The sequence below is a fragment of the Aeromonas bestiarum genome (assembly GCF_000819745.1).
GTDB lineage: Bacteria > Pseudomonadota > Gammaproteobacteria > Enterobacterales > Aeromonadaceae > Aeromonas > Aeromonas bestiarum.
Genome location: NZ_CDDA01000015.1, coordinates 621,166 through 639,393, shown reverse-complemented (window position 1 = coordinate 639,393; position 18,228 = coordinate 621,166). Strand labels below are relative to the sequence as shown.

Genomic DNA, 18,228 nt, shown 5'->3' with positions numbered 1-18,228 from the left:
GATTTTTTCCATCCCGCATGTGCCCTTTGGTAGGGGGCACCACTGTACAAGGAAACACACAATGCCAATCATTACTCTGCCTGACGGCAGCCAACGTCAATTTGCCCACTCCGTTTCCGTCATGGACGTGGCCGCGGACATAGGTCCGGGTCTCGCCAAGGCGTGCATTGCCGGTCGGGTAAACGGTGAACTGGTGGATGCCTGCGAGCTGATCGAAGCCGATGCCTCCCTGGCCATCATCACCGCCAAAGACGAAGAAGGTCTGGACATACTGCGCCACTCCTGTGCTCACCTGCTGGGTCATGCCATCAAGCAACTCTGGCCCCAGACCAAGATGGCCATAGGTCCCGTCATCGACAACGGTTTCTACTACGATATCGATCTGGATCGTACCCTGACCGACGAGGATCTGGCTGCCCTGGAAGAGCGCATGCTGGCGCTGGCCGCCAAGGATTACGACGTCGTCAAGAAGAGAGTCTCCTGGCAGGAAGCACGCGACGTGTTCGAAGCCCGTGGCGAGACTTACAAGGTCGAGATCCTGGATCAGAATATTGCCCGTGATGACCAGCCTGGTCTGTATCATCACGAAGAGTACGTCGACATGTGTCGCGGCCCGCACGTGCCCAACATGCGTCACTGCCACCACTTCAAGTTGCAGAAGATGTCCGGCGCCTACTGGCGTGGCGATTCCAACAACAAGATGCTGCAGCGCATCTACGGCACAGCCTGGGCTGACAAGAAGCAGCTCAAAGGCTACCTGCAGCGTCTGGAAGAGGCGTCCAAGCGCGACCACCGCAAGATAGGCAAGCAGCTCGACCTGTATCACATGCAGGAAGAAGCCCCCGGCATGGTGTTCTGGCACAACGATGGCTGGACCATCTTCCGTGAGCTGGAAACCTTCATCCGCGGCAAGCTCAAAGAGTACGACTACCAGGAAGTGAAGGGTCCCTTCATGATGGATCGCGTGCTGTGGGAGCGTTCAGGTCACTGGGAGAAGTATGCCCAGGCCATGTTCACCACCCAGTCTGAAAACCGCGAGTACGCCATCAAGCCGATGAACTGCCCGGGTCACGTGCAGATCTTCAACCAGGGGCTGAAGTCCTACCGCGATCTGCCGCTGCGCATGGCCGAGTTCGGCTCCTGCCACCGCAACGAGCCGTCCGGTTCCCTGCACGGCTTGATGCGGGTGCGTGGTTTTACCCAGGATGACGCTCACATCTTCTGTACCGAAGAGCAGATCATGGAAGAGGTGTCCGCCTGTATCCGTATGGTCTATGACGTCTACGGCACCTTTGGTTTTGAAAATATCGTGGTCAAGCTCTCGACTCGTCCCGAGCAGCGCATTGGCTCCGATGAGGCCTGGGATCGCGCCGAGGCGGCGCTGGCCGAAGCCCTGGTGCTGAACGGTCTGAAGTACGATCTGCAGCCGGGTGAGGGCGCCTTCTACGGTCCCAAGATCGAATTTACCCTGCATGATTGCCTTGATCGTGCTTGGCAGTGTGGTACCGTGCAGCTCGACTTCGCCCTGCCTGGACGTCTGGGTGCCACTTATGTGGGTGAAGACAACGAACGCCACGTACCGGTGATGATCCACCGGGCCATTCTGGGTTCACTCGAGCGTTTCATCGGTATTCTGACCGAAGAGTACGCCGGATTGTTCCCGACTTGGTTGGCTCCGACTCAGGCTGTGGTCATGAATATCACAGATAATCAGGCCGATTATGCGGTAAAAGTAGCCAAAGCATTGAATGATGCGGGTCTTCGCGCAAAAGCGGACTTGAGAAATGAGAAGATTGGCTTTAAAATCCGCGAGCATACTTTGAAGCGAGTACCTTTCATGCTGGTCTGCGGCGATAAAGAAGTTGAAGCCGGTAAGATTGCAGTACGGACTCGTAAAGGGGCTGACCTGGGCACTTATCCTGTTGAAGAGCTAGTTGCTCTGTTGACCCAGGAAGTTCAGACCCGCGGACAAAAGAAAGTGGAGGAATAAGCTATAAAAGGCGGAAAAAAACTGGGCAAGCAACCGCAAGCCCGCGCTCACCGGATCAATACCGAGATTCGTCTGAAAGAAGTTCGTCTCACTGGTATTGACGGAGAGCCTTTGGGTGTCGTCGAGATCCATGATGCACTGAACTTGGCCCTTGAGGCTGGAGTAGATCTGGTCGAGATCAGTCCTAACGCTGAACCGCCCGTTTGCCGCATCATGGATTACGGCAAATTCCTCTACGAAAAGAGCAAAACAACCAAAGAACAGAAGAAAAAGCAGAAAGTCGTCCAGGTCAAGGAAATCAAATTCCGTCCTGGCACTGACGAAGGCGACTATCAGGTAAAACTACGCAACCTGGTTCGCTTTCTGGAAGACGGGGACAAGGCTAAGGTCACCCTGCGCTTCCGTGGTCGTGAAATGGCCCACCAGGATCTTGGTATCAAGGTTCTGGAGCGCGTCAAGAACGATCTGGAAGAGTTGGCCGTAGTAGAGTCGTTCCCGAAAGTCGAAGGCCGTCAAGCAGTGATGGTCCTCGCACCTAAGAAGAAATCTTAAGGCCCACAAGAAATTGACTCATGGGTTCGCCCCATGAGTCGGTTCGCCTTGCGATTTTGTTGTCACTCACAATGCGGAGTATGAAATGCCGAAGATGAAAACCAACCGGGGTGCTGCAAAGCGCTTCAAGAAGACTGGCTCGGGTCGCTTCAAGTGCAAGCACAACCACCTGCGTCACATCCTGACCAAGAAGAGCAGCAAGCGTAAGCGCAAGCTGGGGCCGAAGTTCATGGTTTCTGCTGCCGACCACAAACGTGTTGTCGCTTGTCTGCCGTACGCATAAGGGGGATGTGAAAAATGCCAAGAGTTAAACGTGGTGTGACTGCTCGCGCTCGTCACAAGAAAGTAATGAAAGCCGCCAAAGGTTACTACGGCGCCCGTTCCCGAGTTTACCGCGTAGCGGTACAAGCGGTAACTAAAGCTGGCCAGTATGCCTACCGTGACCGTCGCCAGAAAAAGCGTCAGTTCCGTCAGCTGTGGATTGCGCGTATCAACGCTGCAGCCCGTCAGAACGGTCTGTCCTACAGCCGTCTGATCAACGGTCTGAAGAAGGCTTCTATCGAGATCGATCGCAAGATCCTGTCCGATATCGCCGTTCACGACAAGTTGGCTTTCACCGCCCTGGTTGAAAAGGCTAAAGCAGCGCTGGTTTAATCCGGTTCTGTTATGAAAGATAAAAGGAGGCTCAGGCCTCCTTTTTTGTTGTCCGTCTTTTGCTGCCCGTCATTTTTACATCCTGTTATTGCGCTCACCCATTGCTCTTCATCCCTGCAACATGCAGCCTTCATATGCCAACAAACTAGCATTCTTTACCCATATTTGATGCAAGTAGAGGGCAGGGCAGGCTGCTTGCCTGATAACAAAATGATTTCTAGGGAGAAAAGCCCGCCATAACTATGGTCAGCCAAGGGGCTTTTTTTGTATTATTCCCCTCTTGACCTTATTTAGCCTAACAGGCTCCTGTTTCGGGAGTGGTGACGAGGAAGACATGCAACAGCTTGAAGAAGTAGTCGGCCAGGCCAAGGCCGAGATTGAGGGCGCCAATGACGTTGCGACCCTCGACGAGATCCGGGTCAAATATCTGGGTAAAAAAGGCTTTTTTACCGAGCAGATGAAGACATTGGGCGCCTTGTCCGCCGAAGAGCGTCCCGCCGCGGGCGCCGTGATCAACCAGGCCAAGCAGCAGGTTCAGGATGCCCTGAACGCACGCCGTGATGCACTGGTGGAGCAGGAGCTGAACCAGAAGCTGGCTGCCGAGACCATCGACATCAGCCTGCCGGGCCGTCGTATCGAGAACGGTGGTCTGCACCCCGTGACTCGCACCGTCGAGCGCATCGAGCGGCTGTTTGGCGAGATGGGTTTCAAAGTGGAACGCGGTCCCGAGATTGAAGATGGCTTCCACAACTTCGATGCGCTGAACATTCCGGCTCATCACCCGGCGCGTACCGATCACGATACCTTCTACTTCAATCCCGATCTGATGCTGCGTACTCATACCTCGGGTGTGCAGATCCGCACCATGCAGCAGCAACAGCCGCCAATCCGCATCATAGCGCCGGGCCGTGTCTATCGTAACGACTACGACATGACCCACACGCCTATGTTCCATCAGGTTGAAGGCCTGCTGGTCGACGAGCATGCCAGCTTTACCGAGCTGAAAGGGATACTGCACGACTTCCTGCGCAACTACTTCGAGGAAGATCTCACCATACGTTTCCGTCCTTCCTACTTCCCGTTCACCGAGCCGAGCGCCGAAGTGGACGTCATGGGCAAGAACGGCAAGTGGCTGGAAGTGCTGGGCTGCGGCATGGTGCACCCGAACGTGCTGCGTTCGGTCGGTATCGATCCGGAAAAATACTCCGGTTTTGCCTTCGGCATGGGCGTTGAGCGCCTGACCATGCTGCGTTACGGGGTCAATGACCTGCGTGCCTTCTTCGAAAACGATCTGCGCTTCCTCAAGCAGTTCAAGTAAGGGCGAGAGAACATGAAATTCAGTAAATCCTGGGTGATGGAGTGGGTCCGCACCGAGTTGAGTGACAACGCACTGGCCGAGCAGATCACCATGGCCGGCCTGGAAGTGGACGCCGTGGAAGCTGTGGCCGGCCAGTTCAACAACGTGGTGGTCGGTGAAGTGGTCGAGTGTGCCCAGCATCCGGACGCCGACAAGCTGCGAGTGACCAAGGTCAACGTGGGCGAGGCCGAGCTGCTGGACATCGTCTGCGGCGCGCCGAACTGCCGCACCGGTCTCAAAGTCTGTGTGGCCAAAGTGGGCGCGACCCTGCCTGGCGACTTCACCATCAAGAAAGCCAAGCTGCGTGGCCAACCGTCTCACGGCATGCTCTGCTCCTTCAGCGAGCTGGGTATCGAGGTGGAAGCGGATGGCATCATTGAGCTGCCAAGCGATGCCCCTGTCGGCACCGATATCCGTGAATACCTGAACCTGAACGACGTTGCTATCGACGTGGATCTGACCCCGAACCGCGCCGATTGCCTCGGGATCGCAGGGCTTGCCCGCGAGATCGGCGTGCTCAACAGCGCCGACGTGGTCGAGCCGAGCTGGGCGCCTGCTGCTGCCACCATAGACGCGACCTTCCCGATCCGGGTCGAGGCAAGCGCCGACTGCCCGCGTTATCTGGGCCGCGTCATCAAGGGGCTGAACCTGCACGCCATGAGCCCGCTCTGGATGCAGGAGAAGCTGCGCCGTGGCGGCATCCGCTCCATCGACGCCATCGTCGACATCACCAACTTCCTGCTGCTGGAATACGGTCAGCCGATGCATGCCTTCGACCTGGCCAAGCTGGAAGGGGAATTGGTGGTGCGTCGCGCCAAGGCCGATGAGCCCATGACCCTGCTCGATGGCAACGAAGTGAAGCTCAAAGAGACCACGCTCGTCATTGCCGATGCCAAAGGTCCTGCCTGCATGGCCGGTATCTTCGGTGGCGATCGCACCGGCGTCTCCGAGTCCACCACAGACATCCTGCTGGAGTGCGCCTTCTTTGCGCCGCTCTCCATCACGGGCCGTGCCCGTGCCTATGGTCTGCACACCGACTCCTCCCACCGCTTTGAGCGCGGGGTGGATCCCGAGCTGCAAGCCAAGGTGATGGATAGAGCCACCCGTCTGCTGCTGGATATTTGCGGCGGCGAAGCGGGTCCGGTCATCGAGGTCAAATCCGATGCCCATCTGCCCAAAGCGGCCCCCATCAAGCTGCGTCGCACCAAGCTCGACAAGGTGATCGGCATCAGCGTAGGCGATGCCCAGGTGGTCGAGATCCTGACCCGCCTTGGCATGCAGGTCACTGTGGATGCTGACGGCTGGACTGCGCTGGCGCCCTCCTGGCGTTTCGATATCGCCATCGAGGAAGATCTCATCGAGGAAGTGGCCCGCATCTACGGCTACAACAACATCCCGAACCTCAAACCCGCTGCCTCTCTGGCTATGGTTGAGCAGGCTGAAGGGCAGGTGACCCTCAAGCGGGTGCGCGACCTGCTGGTTGACCGCGGCTTCCAGGAAGCGATCACCTACAGCTTCGTGGATCCCAAGGCGCAGCAACTGCTCTATCCGCAGAGCGATGCCATCGTGCTGCCGAACCCCATCTCGGTCGAGATGTCCGCCATGCGGGTGTCGCTGTTCCCGGGTCTGGTACAGGCGGTGGTCTACAACCAGAACCGTCAGCAGGCGCGGGTGCGTCTGTTCGAGCAGGGTCTGCGTTTCATCAAGGACGAGAGCGCTGAAAACGGCATTCGTCAGGAGCCCATGCTGGCTGGCATCATCACCGGCAACCAGAGCGACGAGCACTGGGATATCAAGAACCGCGGTAGCGACTTCTTTGATTTGAAAGGGGATCTGGAAGCGGTACTGGATCTGACCGCCGAAGGAGCCACCTTCAGCTTCGAGCGTACCGAGCACAGTGCCCTGCACCCGGGCCAGAGCGCAGCCATTTTGCGCAACGGTGTGGTCATCGGCCACATCGGCGTGATCCACCCGAGCCTCGAGAAGAAGCTGGGTCTCAAGAGCCGCGCCGTCATGTTTGAACTGGAGCTGGACAAGCTGACCCCGGCCAAGGTGCCGGTTGCGGCCGAGGTTTCTCGCTTCCCTGCCAACCGTCGTGACATTGCCGTGGTGGTCGACGTTGCGGTTCTGGCTGGCGATGTCCTCGCAGTAATTAAAAAAGTTGGCGGAAATCAGGTAGTTGGAATAAACTTGTTTGACGTATACCAGGGTGCTGGTATGGCAGAGGACAAGAAGAGCCTGGCCATCAGTCTTGTATTGCAAGACACCCAGCGCACTCTGGAGGAGAAAGAGATTGCCGAGACCGTAGACAATGTCGTGCGGGCCCTTGGTGAAGAGTTGAATGCATCCTTGAGGGATTGATCTATGGCGCTTACCAAAGCCGACATTGCAGAGCACCTGTTCACCCAGCTGGGGATGAGCAAGCGTGAAGCCAAAGATATGGTGGAAGCCTTCTTTGAGGAAATCAGACAGGCGCTTGAGCGTGGTGAACAAGTCAAGATTTCAGGCTTCGGTAACTTTGACCTTCGTGAGAAGAATCAGCGTCCTGGACGTAATCCCAAGACGGGCGAAGATATTCCTATCAGCGCCCGTCGGGTGGTGACCTTCCGGCCTGGCCAGAAACTCAAGGCCAGGGTAGAAAATGTTGAACCCAACGAGTGACAAAAAGCCAGGCAGCCGCCTGGCTTTTACTTTTGCATGATAAAAACCCGCCTTTTACTCACACTGTTGCTGGCCATGCCGGTGCAGGCCATGACCCTGCCTCTGTCGCCTGCCACCCAGGCCTATGCCGACGCGCTCAAACCGCTGACCATCTGCTATCCGGCCCTGATCCGGCCGCCCTATCTCGAAGAGTCGGGGGGCTTGCTGATCGATCAGCTGGAACGGCTGGCCGAGCAACTGCCGGTGCCACTGCTGCACGAAAAATTGCCAAACTGGTCCGCAGTGCAGCAGGGGCTGCTGGCGGGGCGCTGCGATCTCATCCCCTATGTCGGCCCCTCACTGCAGGCACTGCCGGGCATGGCCCTGAGCCGCGCCCTGCTGGAGGCCGAATCCGCCATCCTCTATCGCGGCGAGCTGGAACGCGCCACCTTTCTGGTGTCGCCCGTCTGGCAGGCGAGCGAAGCGCTCAAGTTGCTCTATCCCCATGCGACCCAGCTGGCCCTGACCGATGCCGACAACTGGTATGCGGCTTTGGTGGCCGGCAAGGGGACTGCCTATCTGGGGGATTACCTGCAACTGCGCTACCTGATGCGCGAATACCCGGATGAGGGGTTGCGGCTGCGCCGGCTGCGCAGCGATGAACTGGTGATCAGCTACCGCATTATGATGCAGGACAAGCCCGAGCTCAGGGAGCTGATCGACACGGCGATCCGCTACATGCCCCCTGGCAGCCTCTACAAGGATCTGGATCGCTATCTGGAACAGGGAGAGCAGGACATCAACCCGCTGCACTTCACCGATGAGGAGCAGGCCTGGCTGGTCGGTACCTCCCGCACCATCAAGCTGGTGGTGGATCCTGCGCTTATGCCCTATAGCGGCATCGACGGACAGGGGCAGCTCAAGGGCTGGAGCGCCGATGTGCTGCGCCGGGTGAGCCTGCAGACCGGACTGAACTTCCATGTGGTGCCCGCCCGGGACAGGGAGGAGGCACTGGTCAAGCTGCGCAGTGGCGAGGCGGACATGATGGCGGGCCTGCTGGAGACCCCGGCCCTGACCCGCGAGTTCGACTTCACCCGCATCATGGTCGCGAGTCGTTACGCCCTGGTCAGCCGCAAGTCCCACTCGTTCGATCGGCTGGAGGCGCTCAAGGGGGAGGTGGTGGTGCCCGCCAGCCTCTATGACCCCGACATGCTGGCACGTTTCGGCCAGCATGCGTGGCGCAAGAGCGAGACGCTTGAGTCGGGCATTGCGCAGGTGCAGGCAGGCAAGGCCGATGCCATGCTGGCCGAGTTGTATCAGCTGCAGTACCCGCTGCGCAACAACCGGCTCGATGGCCTGGACATCAAGGAGTTGCCGATTCGCTTCGGGCTCGGTTTTGCCATAGGCTCCCGTAGCCCCAGACTGGCGGGGGTGATGGAACAGAGTCTGATGACCCTCACCGGCAGGCAGAACGATGAACTCAACCAGCGCTGGCGACAGCTGGTGCTGACCCAGCAGGCAGGCGTCAGTTACGGTATCTGGCTGGGATCCGTATTGCTGGCGCTGCTGATCAGCGCTGGCGTCATCTGGCTGATCTGGCGCTCCCGCCAGCAGCTGGCGCGGGAGGTGAGTCAGCGTCAGGAGATGGAGCAGACACTGGCGCTGGAGAGCCAGTTCAGGGAGTCTCTGTTCCAGGCGCTGCCGGTGCCTGTCTTCCTGCGGGACAATCAGGGGGAGATCATCAAGCGCAACAAGCAGGCCAAACGGCTGGAGGCCCGTTATCTGGCCGAGCTCAGCCTGCCATCATCCCAGGTGCAGGGGGCGGAAGGAACCTTGTCCCTCGGAGATCAGGTGTTCTCCTACGCCCAGATCCCGCTGCAACTGGGCAAGCAGACACAGGCCGGGGATCTGATCGCACTGTCCGATATCAGCGCCCTGCGCGAGCGCACCCGCTTGCTGCGCCAGGCCGAGCGTCGCCTGCGTGCCCTCACCAATACGGTGCCCGGGGTCGTCATTCAGTTCATCCTGCAGCAGGGCGGTACAGCGCAGGTCGAGTTCATCAGCCGCGGTAGTTACGAGCTGCTGGGGCTGGCCAGCCAGCAGATCCGCCGCGATCCCGACAGCGCGCTCAGCCGGCTGCTGCATCAGGACAGGCGCGAGATGCGGCTGCCCATGCTGGCCATGTTGCAGGCGGGGCAGCCCTTCTCCTACGCGCTGCGCTATGCCCATCCGGACAAGGGGACGCGGTGGCTGCAGTTTTATGGTCGGGGTCGCAGCCAGCCGGAAGGGGGGTGGCGCGTTTACGGTGTGGTGCAGGATGTGACCGCCCGAGTCGAGCAGGAGCATGCCTTGCAGGCTTCCCATGAGCGGGCCGAGCAGGCCGTGCTGGCCAAGGGGCGCTTTCTCGCGGCGGTGAGCCACGAGATCCGTACCCCCATGAATGCCATTTTGGGGCTGCTGGAGTGGCTCGATCACACCCCACTGTCGGCGGAGCAGCGCTCTGCGCTCTCCCATGTCAGACAGGCGGGGGACGAGCTGCTCGGCCTGCTCAACGATGTGCTCGATTTCAGTCGCAACGAGAACCGGCAGCTGGCGCTCTCTCCCCAGCCGACCGATCTGGTGGATTTGTGCGAGCACGTGGCGGCGGTGCACTGGTCCAAGGCCCGCTCCAAGCGGTTGCAACTGCGGCTGGATATTGATCATCGCCTGCCCGCACAGGTGGAGCTGGATCCCCACAGGGTGCAGCAGGTGCTGCATAACCTGCTGGCCAACGCCATCAAGTTCAGCCCCGCCGGTGAGGTGGTGCTGTGGGCCCGTCGTGAAGGCAACCGCCTGCTGTGTGGTGTGGATGATGAAGGGCCCGGCATCAGTAGCGATCTGCTGCCTCGCCTGTTCCTGCCCTTCGAGCAGGGAGGAGAGGAGGGTCAGCCCAGGGCTCAGGGCACAGGACTGGGGCTGGCCATCAGCCGTCAGCTGATGGAGCAGATGGGCGGTGAGATCCGGGTCGAGCCGCGTCCCCTCGGGGGCAGCCGCTTCACCTGCACCTTGCCGTTGGTGTTGCTGCACGAGGCGCCGCGCTGGCAACCGAGAGTGACCAGCGTCAACATCCAGTTGAACGATACGGAGCGTGCCTATCTCATGCCCTGGCTTGGCGAGCTCGGCCTGAGGGAGAACCCCGCCGGCCCCCTGCTGCGCGCCGCCGAAGATGAACAGGGCCTGCGTTACTGGGACTGGCAGGGCGAGCCCTGGGTGCCAGGCGCTGTGGTCAGCCTGTTGCAGCCCAGGCTGGTGTCCTCTGCCGAGGAGGCGATGAGTCTGCCGGGACAGGGGATGCGGGTGCTGCTGGTCGAAGATCACGAGGTGAATCGGGTATTGATCAGCATGCAACTGACCCAGCTGGGTGCCCAGGTACTGAGTGCGGCCAATGGCCAGCTGGCGCTCGACATCTTACAGCACGAGACGGTGGATCTGGTGCTGACCGATCTGCAGATGCCGGTGATGGATGGGGCCCAGCTGTGTCAGCAGTTGCGTGACTCGGCGCGCTGGCAGCATCTGCCGGCCTACGTGATCACCGCCGATCTCAGCGAGCAGGCGGCGCAGCGACTGGCCAGCTGCGGTTGCCGGGGGCATCTGGACAAGCCCCTGCTGCTTAAGGATCTGGCCAACTTGCTGCGCAGCCTGCCGACCTCAGCCGACACAGTCACCCCGTTGTCCAGGGCACCAGAGGAGAGCCTGGCGCCGGCATGGCTGGACCAGATGCTGCCGCTGCTGAGCGCTGAGCTTGTCACCCTCTATCTGGAGGCCACTCGCCAGGATCTGGCCGACATTGAGCACTGCATCACACAAGGGGATGAGATGGCGCTCGATGCGGCTTTACACAAGATGAAGGGGGCCGCCAAAATGGTGGGGGCCACCCCGCTTATCCAGGTGATCGAGCAGTGGCAACGGGATCCACGGCAACCCCTGATATCCCCGCTGCGGCACGCTCTGGATGAAGTGTGCCGGCGATTGGGTGAGAGAGTCTGACATGATCATCACAGATGAAGAGTTATTGGCGTTGCTGGATCCGGCAGAGACGCAAGAGCGTTTCTTCCATCCCGTGACCATCTATGCGTTGGATGGGGTCGCCTATCGGGCGGCCCAGGCGGTCAGCCTGCCCGAATTTGCGACCCTGCGTCGCACCAAACCCGATGCCTGCTGGCACTGGGAGGGGTTGTTTGCCGCCGGTGCCGTTGCCCTGTTTGATCCGGCCTCGCACGCTGGCGCCGACTATCTGCCGCAACTGATGGCGCAGGGGGAGGGGATCTATCGGCTCTCGGATGACTGGCTGGCTGGCGTGCATGGCCGTTATCAGCAGTGGCAACACTGGCTGGCCGGGATGCAGATCTTGTTGCTGGAGGATCACCCTTTTCAGGGGGCCCACATTCAGCAGGAGATCCAGGGATTGGGGCTCTCCTGTCAATGGGTGCAGGATGGCAATGCCTGTATCCAGGCGCTGGCGGAGGGGAAGGTCACACTGCTCATCAGCGATCTCAGTCTGGTGGAGCAGGATGCCATCAGCCTGTTGATGAGCCAGCCCCAGTACCAGCAAAGCGGCCTGCCCATCATATTGCTGTCAGCGCACGATCAGACCCTGATAGACGGTGCCCGGCGCCTGCTGCATGACGCCGGTTTCAACGTGGTAGCGGCCCTGGCCAAGCCCCTGTTGACCGACGATCTGCTGCGCTTGCTCAAGGTGCTTTATCTGGGGCCCCAGCGGCAACAGCGGCTCAGTGGCCAGCGCCGTACCATTCGTACCTGGCAGGGGGAGGAGAAGGGGCTGCTGGGGCTTATCTCGGATCCCCCCTCCAGGCTACCCGTCTGGCTGGCGGTGACCGGCTTGCCGCCACGCTGGGAGCTGGTGCGGGAGTGGCTGGGCAAGCAGGGGCGAGACGCCGGCGAGCTGACCCTGGTCATTCACCGTCGCGACCATCTGCTCAGTCAGGCGGAGCGGTTTGCCTTGGTGTTGCAGGCCAGTCTGGCCGGCGCCAGGCTCGCCTTGCTGCTCGACAGCGATCAGCACATGCCGTTCGATCTGCTGGAGCGGATGCCCTTGCAGCACCTGCTGCTGGGGCAGAGCCTGCTGCCCGGGCTGGAGGCCATGACGCCGGACTCCCTGCTGGGGCGCTTCATCAACCGGGCCAGGGAGCTCGGCATCGCCCTCTATCTGGATGACCCCTTCAACCTGCTCGATAACGAGTTGTGGCGCGATCGCGGCATGACGGGGCGCTGGTAACTCGTGCCTCGCTATCTCTGCTGGCCTCCCGACGAGGCGCGCTTGCGCCGCAGTCTGGCCGGCTGGCTGCATCCCACCTCGCGGGCATCCTTGCCGCTGATGATGGAAGTGGGGGGTGTCCCCTGCCGGCTGCAAGAGCTGGCGGGGGCCGATCCCGAATCTATCAAGGCGGCTTATGAGGCGTTGAGCGAGCAGAGCATTTACTTGCGCTTCATGCGGGCCAAGCAGCCCCCCACCGCCGATCAGCTCGCCTTCTTTCTCGATTACCCCAGAGCGTCCCAGATAGGCTTGCTGCTCACCGATGGTCTGGGACTGCCGCTGGCCCAGGCCCAGTCCATCCGGCGGCGGCTGCACCCGGATCGGGCCGAGTTCTCCTGCCTGGTGGCGGATCACTTCCAGCACAGGGGGGCGGGGCGGCGTATCCTGCTGGCACTGGCGCTGCTGGCGCGCGCCGAAGGCATTCGGGAGTGGACGGCCGAGGTGCTGGCCCAGAATCGCCCCATGCTGGCACTCCTGCGCGGGTTGGGGTTGCCGCTCACCCTGGTGACGGGGCGGGAGCTGGTGTTTGTCCGGCTCGATCTGAGCGTGCTCGATACCCTGTGACGGGGGTATCCTCATAAGACCAAGGGCGAATAGGCCTGTTTTTCACCCTGTGCTAAGGTCAGCCTTGTATGCGGACAGAGGGAATCCATCATGGTGCAGTCAGCTAAACACATCGTCATCCTTACCGGCGCCGGGATCTCTGCCGAATCCGGCATCAAGACCTTCCGGGCCTGCGACGGTCTGTGGGAAGAGCACAGGGTGGAGGATGTGGCGACCCCGGAAGGGTACGCGCGGGATCCCGCCCTGGTGCAAGGCTTCTACAACTCGCGCCGCCATCAGCTGCAACAACCGCAGATCCACCCCAACCCGGCCCACTATGCGCTGGCTCGCCTCGAACGCCTGCTGCCGGGCACAGTCACCCTGGTGACCCAGAATATCGACAACCTGCACGAGTGTGCGGGCAGCAAGAACCTCATCCACATGCACGGGGAACTGCTCAAGGCCCGCTGTCCCGAGTCGGGCCAGGTGATCGAGTGGCGCGGCGATCTGCATCAGGATGAGCTCTGCTCCTGCTGCCAGTTTCCCCAGCCACTGCGCCCGCACGTGGTCTGGTTTGGCGAGATGCCGCTGGGGCTGGATCGCATCTACGGCGCACTGGCCCAGTGCGACCTCTTCATCTCCATCGGTACCTCGGGTGCCGTCTATCCCGCCGCCGGTTTCGTGCATGAGGCCGGGTTGAACGGTGCCCATACCATAGAGCTCAATCTGGAACCGAGCGAGGTGGGCAGCCAGTTTGATGAAAAACGGTACGGGCCTGCCTCTCTGCTGGTGCCCGCCTTCGTTGACGAGTTGCTGCAACGTTGCGGTGTGCATCAGCCCAAGCAGATAGACGGTCACAACTGGATGGAGATGCGCGGATCCTGAGCAACTGTGGCATGTCACAGTTGCAATGACCTGGTGAAATCGCCACACTGGCAACCCAAATATGGGACGCAGTTGGCGCAAATCATCATGACCACAGTGAAGCAATGGATCGCTTTTTTCCTCCTGATGCTGGCCAGCGCCAGCGCATTGGCATCTACCCCCCTGATGACGCTGGTGCTGCCCAACGGCAAGCAGCTCACGCTCGATGACGCGGCGCTGGCCGCCCTGCCACAAACCGAGTTCACCACCACCACGCCCTGGACTCAGGGCTCGCACCATTATCGTGGTCCGACCCTGGCGGCCGTACTCGCGGCGCAGGGAATTCTGAGTGCCAGCAAGATTGCCGTCTCGGCCCTCAACGGCTATCAGCAGGTGGTGGATCTTGCCCTGTTTGACGGTGTGCCCCTGACCCTGGTGCGCCACGAGGATGACAAGCCGCTGACCCGGCGCAACAAGGGGCCGCTCTGGCTGCTGATCCCGTTTTCCAGCCACCCCAAGCTGGACATTCCCCCCATTCATAACTGCATGGTCTGGCAGGTGACCCGCATCGAGATCATCGACTGATGGGTCGTCAGCGCCATAACCTGCTGCTGGTCTCGATCACCTTGCTGTTTCTGTTCTCCTCGGGTTGCGGGCTCTATCTGCAACACCGCCAGGAGCAGCTGGTCGATACCTTCTATCGCAACATCCACTGGAACATCAGCCAGGTGATGCTGGAGTCCCAGCGTTTCCTCTATGAGTTGCGTCTCTATCGGGCCGGGCAACTGGAGATGGAGACCCTGAGCCTCAATTACGATCTGTTGTGGAACCGGCTGGATATCTTCCTCATCAGCAGTGAAACCGCCGAGGCGCGCGAGCGTCACGGGCTGGGCAAGGCGTTGGCCGGACTGTTCGAACAGATAAAGCGGCTCGAACCCCAGATACAGGACGGGCAACTGCGAGAAGGGGCCGAGCTCGAACAACTGCAGACCCAGATTGCCGAGCAGACTCGCCAGATTGAGCAGATTGGCGATCAGATCCTCTCCGGCCAGGAGCGGGAAGCCTCGGTCAACCAGATCCGCAGCAGCCTGTTCTGGCTGCAGATCTGGCAACTGATCCTGCTGGTGACCGGTGGTGTGCTGGTGTTTGCCCTCATTCGTGCCAACTTGCAGAACCGGCGTCTCTCCCTGCTCGATCCCCTGACCCGGCTCGGCAATCGCCGCGCCTTGCAGGAACAGTTGGCACGCTCGCTGGACTCTTCCCATGCCCTGGCGCTGGTGGTGCTCGATCTGAAGCGCTTCAAACAGGTCAACGATCTGCTCGGCTATCAGGTGGGAGACAGATTGCTGCAAACAGTGGCGGACAAGCTGCAGCAAGCCCATGGCGGTCATGCCTACCGGTTGGGTGGGGATGAGTTTGCGGTGATCCTGACCGCCGGGCGGCAGAGCATGGCGGCGCAGATCCAGGCGTTGATGAGCCTGCTCCATTTCGAGTTCGTGACCCGGGAGAGCAGTTTCGAGCTGGCGTGTCGGTTGGGGGTTGCCCAGGTGCAGGAGGAACCGGATCCCAAACGGCTGCTGGATCAGGCCATTCTGGCTCTCAATCAGGCCAAGCGCGATGCCGATGGGGATCTCGCCTGGTTCGAGCCCGGGATGCAGCTGCAGTTGCAACTGACCCAGCGTCAGCTGCACCAGTTGCGGGACTGGCTGGCAAACGTGGCGCCTTCCCCTCTGGTGATCGATACCCAGCGGTTCGGCAGCGAGAGCGGCGCTGCGGTGACAGGTTTGTCGCTGCGCTGGCAGGAGACGCTGACGCCCTGCGAGATGGGCTGGTTGCAGGAGGGCGGCATACTGGGGCCCGTGATCGCACGGCTGCTGCAAGAGCATGATCAGCCTGCCGGCGGTGAGCCGCAGCCGCTGCTGATCGCGCTCACGCATCAGGCTCAGCTGGCCCATGTGCTGGCCTATCTGCCCGCGCTGGCCCATGTCGAACCCATATTGCTGCTGCCAAGCCTGCAGCAGGATGCCGCCCTGTTGGCCAAGCTGAACCAGTGCACCTGTACCCTGGCGCTCCGCGAGATTGGCAGCAGCACACCGGACTTGCTGGCGGCGGGCTGGCCACTGCGTTATTGGCTGCCGGTGGCGTCGGCTCACGCCGGTCTGCTGGCGCCGCTGGCACAGCGACTGGGCGTGATACGCCTGGCCCCGGTTACGCAGGCCGAGCGACAGCAGGCCTGACTGGCTGCGATAAAAAGGGCGACCCAGGGGTCGCCTTTTTGCATGATGTGTTTAGAAAATCAGGGGGTGGGGAAGGGGGCGCAGGATTGTCTGATCACCAAGTCAGGATCTACCGTGATCAGGTGATTATCCACCGCCACCCCGTTGATCCGCGCCAGCAGCCGGGTGACGGCGAGGCGACCCAGCTCCTCCTTGGGCTGATTGATGGTGGTGAGCGGCGGTGACAGGTATTGCGCCAGCGCCACGTTGTCATAGCCGACGATGGAGAGATCCTGCGGTATGTTCAAGCCTGCCTGATGGGCGGCGCTGATGGCCCCCATGGCCATCATGTCGTTGAAGATGAAGAGGGCGCTCGGCCGTTTGGGTTGAGCCAGCAACTGCTGCATGGCACTGAAACCACTGGCGCAGTCAAAGTCGCCCTCCTGGATCCAGGCCGGATTGATGGTCAGCCCCGCTTCCTGCATCGCCTGCTCGAAGCCGGACTGGCGCTGATTGGCGGGGGCGCGGCTGTGGGGGCCCGTGATGCAGCCTATGTCGGTGTGACCGAGCGCCAGCAGGTGGCGGGTGGCCAGGTAGCCGCCGCGATGGGAGTTGTCGGCGATGAGATCCACGTCCTTGCTCTCCATGCCCCAGTCCATCACCACCACCGGCAGGCTCTTGAGCCAGTCGAGCTGGTTGAACACCTCCTGCTGCCCCTCGCTGCACATGATCAGCAGGCCATCGACCCGTTTGCGCAGCATCATCTTGAGGTAGGAGAGGGCGGTTTCGGCCTGCCCCTCCGTGTTGCCCAGCATCAGGTTGTAGCCCTGCTCGAAGCAGTAGCGCTCCACCCCGCGCACCACCTCGGCGAAGAAGGGGTTGCTGGAGGTGGTGACCAGCATGCCGATACTGTTGGTCTCCTTCACCTTGAGGCTGCGGGCCACCAGGCTGGGGGCATAGTTGAGATCGCGCATGGCGGCGAAGACCCGCTCCCGGGTCTCCTCGGCCACGAAGCGGGTCTCGTTGATGACGTGGGAAACTGTGGTGGTAGAGACCTGGGCCCGCGCCGCCACCTCCTTGATATTGGCCATCAGTGCCCCTGCGCAGTCTGGGCGAGCAGGAAGGCCTCGACCTCCTGCTTGCTCGGGATCGAGCTCTGGGCGCCGAACTTGGTGACAGAGAGCGCAGCCGCGCCGTGGGCAAAGCGCACCGCGGCCTTGAAATCGGCGCCGGCCAGCTCGGCGGCCAGCAGGGCGCCGTTGAAGGTGTCGCCGGCGGCCGTGGTGTCCACCGCCTCGACCCGAAAACCCGGGATCAGTTGTTGCTGGCGGGCGTTGCTGCAATAGACCCCTTGGGAGCCCAGGGTGATCATCACATCGCTGATCCCCATCTGGTGGAAGCGGGCCGCCGCCTGAGCCGCGCTGGCCTCGTCGGTGACCTTGACGCCGGTCAGCAGCTCGGCTTCGGTCTGGTTGGGGGTGATGAGATCCACCAGCGCCAGCAGTTCGCTAGAGAGCGGCTGGGCGGGCGCCGGATTGAGCACCACCCGGGTGCCGTGGGATCTAGCCAGTCTGGCGGCTTCGAACACGCTCTCCAGCGGCACTTCCAGCTGCAACAGCAGGGTGTGGGCGTCGGCAATCAGGGTCTCATGGCGCTTGACCACGGCAGGGGAGAGGGCGCCATTGGCTTCGGCGGAGATGCCTATGCTGTTCTCCCCCTCGTCGCTCACATAGATGATGGCGATGCCGGTAGGAAGCTGCTCGTCGAGCTCCACCGCGCTGACGTCTATGCCGTCCTGGGCAAAGCCCTGGCGCATCTGCTGGCCGATGGCGTCATCGCCGATGCGGGCGATAAAGGCGACGGGAGCGCCGAGGCGCGCGGCGGCGACCGCCTGATTGGCCCCCTTGCCACCGGGGACGACTTGATAGCTGTGCCCGGTCAGGGTTTCACCGGGGCGAGGAAAGTGGGGAACGCGCAGCACATGATCTGCATTGACACTGCCCAGAACAACGAGACGATTCATTCTTATCACCCTTGATTTGGAACATCTTGGCTTGAGTGGGCCCAAGCCAAGCGGCACGGTTAATCGAAGACAGGA

Annotated in this window: 15 protein-coding genes; 13 read left to right on the top strand and 2 right to left on the bottom strand. The window is 61.2% G+C overall.

The genetic code is table 11. The features are described from left to right. Positions 1-61: 61 nt before the first annotated feature. The 13 genes from thrS to BN1118_RS09905 all read left to right on the top strand — a co-directional run bounded on the left by thrS (position 62) and on the right by BN1118_RS09905 (position 16,151). The gene (gene thrS / locus BN1118_RS09965) at positions 62-1,990 is read left to right on the top strand and encodes a threonine--tRNA ligase (RefSeq protein ID WP_043555804.1); all 1,929 of its coding nucleotides are present in this window, start codon (positions 62-64) and stop codon (positions 1,988-1,990) included. A gap of 3 nt (positions 1,991-1,993) precedes the next feature. Continuing rightward, positions 1,994-2,542, top strand: a complete 549-nt coding sequence (infC, locus tag BN1118_RS09960) for a translation initiation factor IF-3 (protein ID WP_011898682.1) — start codon at positions 1,994-1,996, stop codon at positions 2,540-2,542. Positions 2,543-2,627: 85 nt separating this feature from the next. After that, a complete protein-coding gene (gene rpmI / locus BN1118_RS09955; protein ID WP_005315535.1) occupies positions 2,628-2,825 on the top strand; it encodes a 50S ribosomal protein L35 in 198 nt (65 codons plus the stop codon). Between the two features lie 14 nt (positions 2,826-2,839). Beyond that, positions 2,840-3,196 carry a 50S ribosomal protein L20 gene (gene rplT, locus BN1118_RS09950; RefSeq protein WP_005300683.1) on the top strand — a complete coding sequence of 119 codons (357 nt, stop codon included), beginning with the start codon at positions 2,840-2,842 and terminating at the stop codon, positions 3,194-3,196. 334 nt (positions 3,197-3,530) lie between these two features. Continuing rightward, the gene (pheS, locus tag BN1118_RS09945) at positions 3,531-4,514 is read left to right on the top strand and encodes a phenylalanine--tRNA ligase subunit alpha (RefSeq protein WP_043555802.1); all 984 of its coding nucleotides are present in this window, start codon (positions 3,531-3,533) and stop codon (positions 4,512-4,514) included. A gap of 12 nt (positions 4,515-4,526) precedes the next feature. Continuing rightward, on the top strand, positions 4,527-6,914 hold the full coding sequence (pheT, locus tag BN1118_RS09940; RefSeq protein WP_043555801.1) for a phenylalanine--tRNA ligase subunit beta: 2,388 nt from the start codon (positions 4,527-4,529) through the stop codon (positions 6,912-6,914). 3 nt (positions 6,915-6,917) lie between these two features. Further along, positions 6,918-7,214 carry an integration host factor subunit alpha gene (gene ihfA / locus BN1118_RS09935; RefSeq protein ID WP_005300715.1) on the top strand — a complete coding sequence of 99 codons (297 nt, stop codon included), beginning with the start codon at positions 6,918-6,920 and terminating at the stop codon, positions 7,212-7,214. A gap of 36 nt (positions 7,215-7,250) precedes the next feature. Then, positions 7,251-11,219 carry an ATP-binding protein gene (locus tag BN1118_RS09930; RefSeq protein ID WP_043555799.1) on the top strand — a complete coding sequence of 1,323 codons (3,969 nt, stop codon included), beginning with the start codon at positions 7,251-7,253 and terminating at the stop codon, positions 11,217-11,219. Position 11,220: 1 nt separating this feature from the next. Next, positions 11,221-12,468 carry a response regulator gene (locus tag BN1118_RS09925; RefSeq protein ID WP_043555798.1) on the top strand — a complete coding sequence of 416 codons (1,248 nt, stop codon included), beginning with the start codon at positions 11,221-11,223 and terminating at the stop codon, positions 12,466-12,468. Between the two features lie 3 nt (positions 12,469-12,471). Next, on the top strand, positions 12,472-13,071 hold the full coding sequence (locus BN1118_RS09920; RefSeq protein ID WP_043135375.1) for a GNAT family N-acetyltransferase: 600 nt from the start codon (positions 12,472-12,474) through the stop codon (positions 13,069-13,071). Positions 13,072-13,161: 90 nt separating this feature from the next. Continuing rightward, positions 13,162-13,935, top strand: a complete 774-nt coding sequence (gene cobB / locus BN1118_RS09915) for a Sir2 family NAD+-dependent deacetylase (protein ID WP_043135373.1) — start codon at positions 13,162-13,164, stop codon at positions 13,933-13,935. 87 nt (positions 13,936-14,022) lie between these two features. Next, positions 14,023-14,499: a putative pterin-binding protein gene (locus BN1118_RS09910; protein ID WP_043555890.1), complete on the top strand. Its 477-nt coding sequence runs from the start codon at positions 14,023-14,025 to the stop codon at positions 14,497-14,499. Then, the gene (locus tag BN1118_RS09905; RefSeq protein ID WP_043555797.1) at positions 14,499-16,151 is read left to right on the top strand and encodes a GGDEF domain-containing protein; all 1,653 of its coding nucleotides are present in this window, start codon (positions 14,499-14,501) and stop codon (positions 16,149-16,151) included. The genes BN1118_RS09910 and BN1118_RS09905 overlap by 1 nt, the downstream gene beginning before the upstream one ends. Positions 16,152-16,210: 59 nt before the next feature. On the opposite strand, the gene BN1118_RS09900 is transcribed toward BN1118_RS09905, so the two are convergent. Both BN1118_RS09900 and rbsK read right to left on the bottom strand, forming a co-directional pair. Then, a complete protein-coding gene (locus BN1118_RS09900; RefSeq protein ID WP_043555796.1) occupies positions 16,211-17,221 on the bottom strand; it encodes a substrate-binding domain-containing protein in 1,011 nt (336 codons plus the stop codon). Beyond that, positions 17,221-18,153, bottom strand: a complete 933-nt coding sequence (rbsK, locus tag BN1118_RS09895; RefSeq protein ID WP_043555795.1) for a ribokinase — start codon at positions 18,151-18,153, stop codon at positions 17,221-17,223. Before rbsK ends, BN1118_RS09900 begins: the two co-directional genes overlap by 1 nt. Positions 18,154-18,228: the final 75 nt, after the last annotated feature.

What these genes read in the sequence shown, in the direction of transcription:
- BN1118_RS09905 (WP_043555797.1), top strand. Translation starts at nt 14,499, where the DNA reads ATGGGTCGTCAGCGCCATAACCTGCTGCTGGTCTCGATCACCTTGCTG.
- pheS (WP_043555802.1), top strand. Translation starts at nt 3,531, where the DNA reads ATGCAACAGCTTGAAGAAGTAGTCGGCCAGGCCAAGGCCGAGATTGAG.
- pheT (WP_043555801.1), top strand. Translation starts at nt 4,527, where the DNA reads ATGAAATTCAGTAAATCCTGGGTGATGGAGTGGGTCCGCACCGAGTTG.
- BN1118_RS09925 (WP_043555798.1), top strand. Translation starts at nt 11,221, where the DNA reads ATGATCATCACAGATGAAGAGTTATTGGCGTTGCTGGATCCGGCAGAG.
- BN1118_RS09900 (WP_043555796.1), bottom strand. Translation starts at nt 17,221, where the DNA reads ATGGCCAATATCAAGGAGGTGGCGGCGCGGGCCCAGGTCTCTACCACC.
- cobB (WP_043135373.1), top strand. Translation starts at nt 13,162, where the DNA reads ATGGTGCAGTCAGCTAAACACATCGTCATCCTTACCGGCGCCGGGATC.
- rbsK (WP_043555795.1), bottom strand. Translation starts at nt 18,153, where the DNA reads ATGAATCGTCTCGTTGTTCTGGGCAGTGTCAATGCAGATCATGTGCTG.
- thrS (WP_043555804.1), top strand. Translation starts at nt 62, where the DNA reads ATGCCAATCATTACTCTGCCTGACGGCAGCCAACGTCAATTTGCCCAC.
- rpmI (WP_005315535.1), top strand. Translation starts at nt 2,628, where the DNA reads ATGCCGAAGATGAAAACCAACCGGGGTGCTGCAAAGCGCTTCAAGAAG.
- BN1118_RS09930 (WP_043555799.1), top strand. Translation starts at nt 7,251, where the DNA reads ATGATAAAAACCCGCCTTTTACTCACACTGTTGCTGGCCATGCCGGTG.
- rplT (WP_005300683.1), top strand. Translation starts at nt 2,840, where the DNA reads ATGCCAAGAGTTAAACGTGGTGTGACTGCTCGCGCTCGTCACAAGAAA.
- BN1118_RS09910 (WP_043555890.1), top strand. Translation starts at nt 14,023, where the DNA reads ATGACCACAGTGAAGCAATGGATCGCTTTTTTCCTCCTGATGCTGGCC.
- ihfA (WP_005300715.1), top strand. Translation starts at nt 6,918, where the DNA reads ATGGCGCTTACCAAAGCCGACATTGCAGAGCACCTGTTCACCCAGCTG.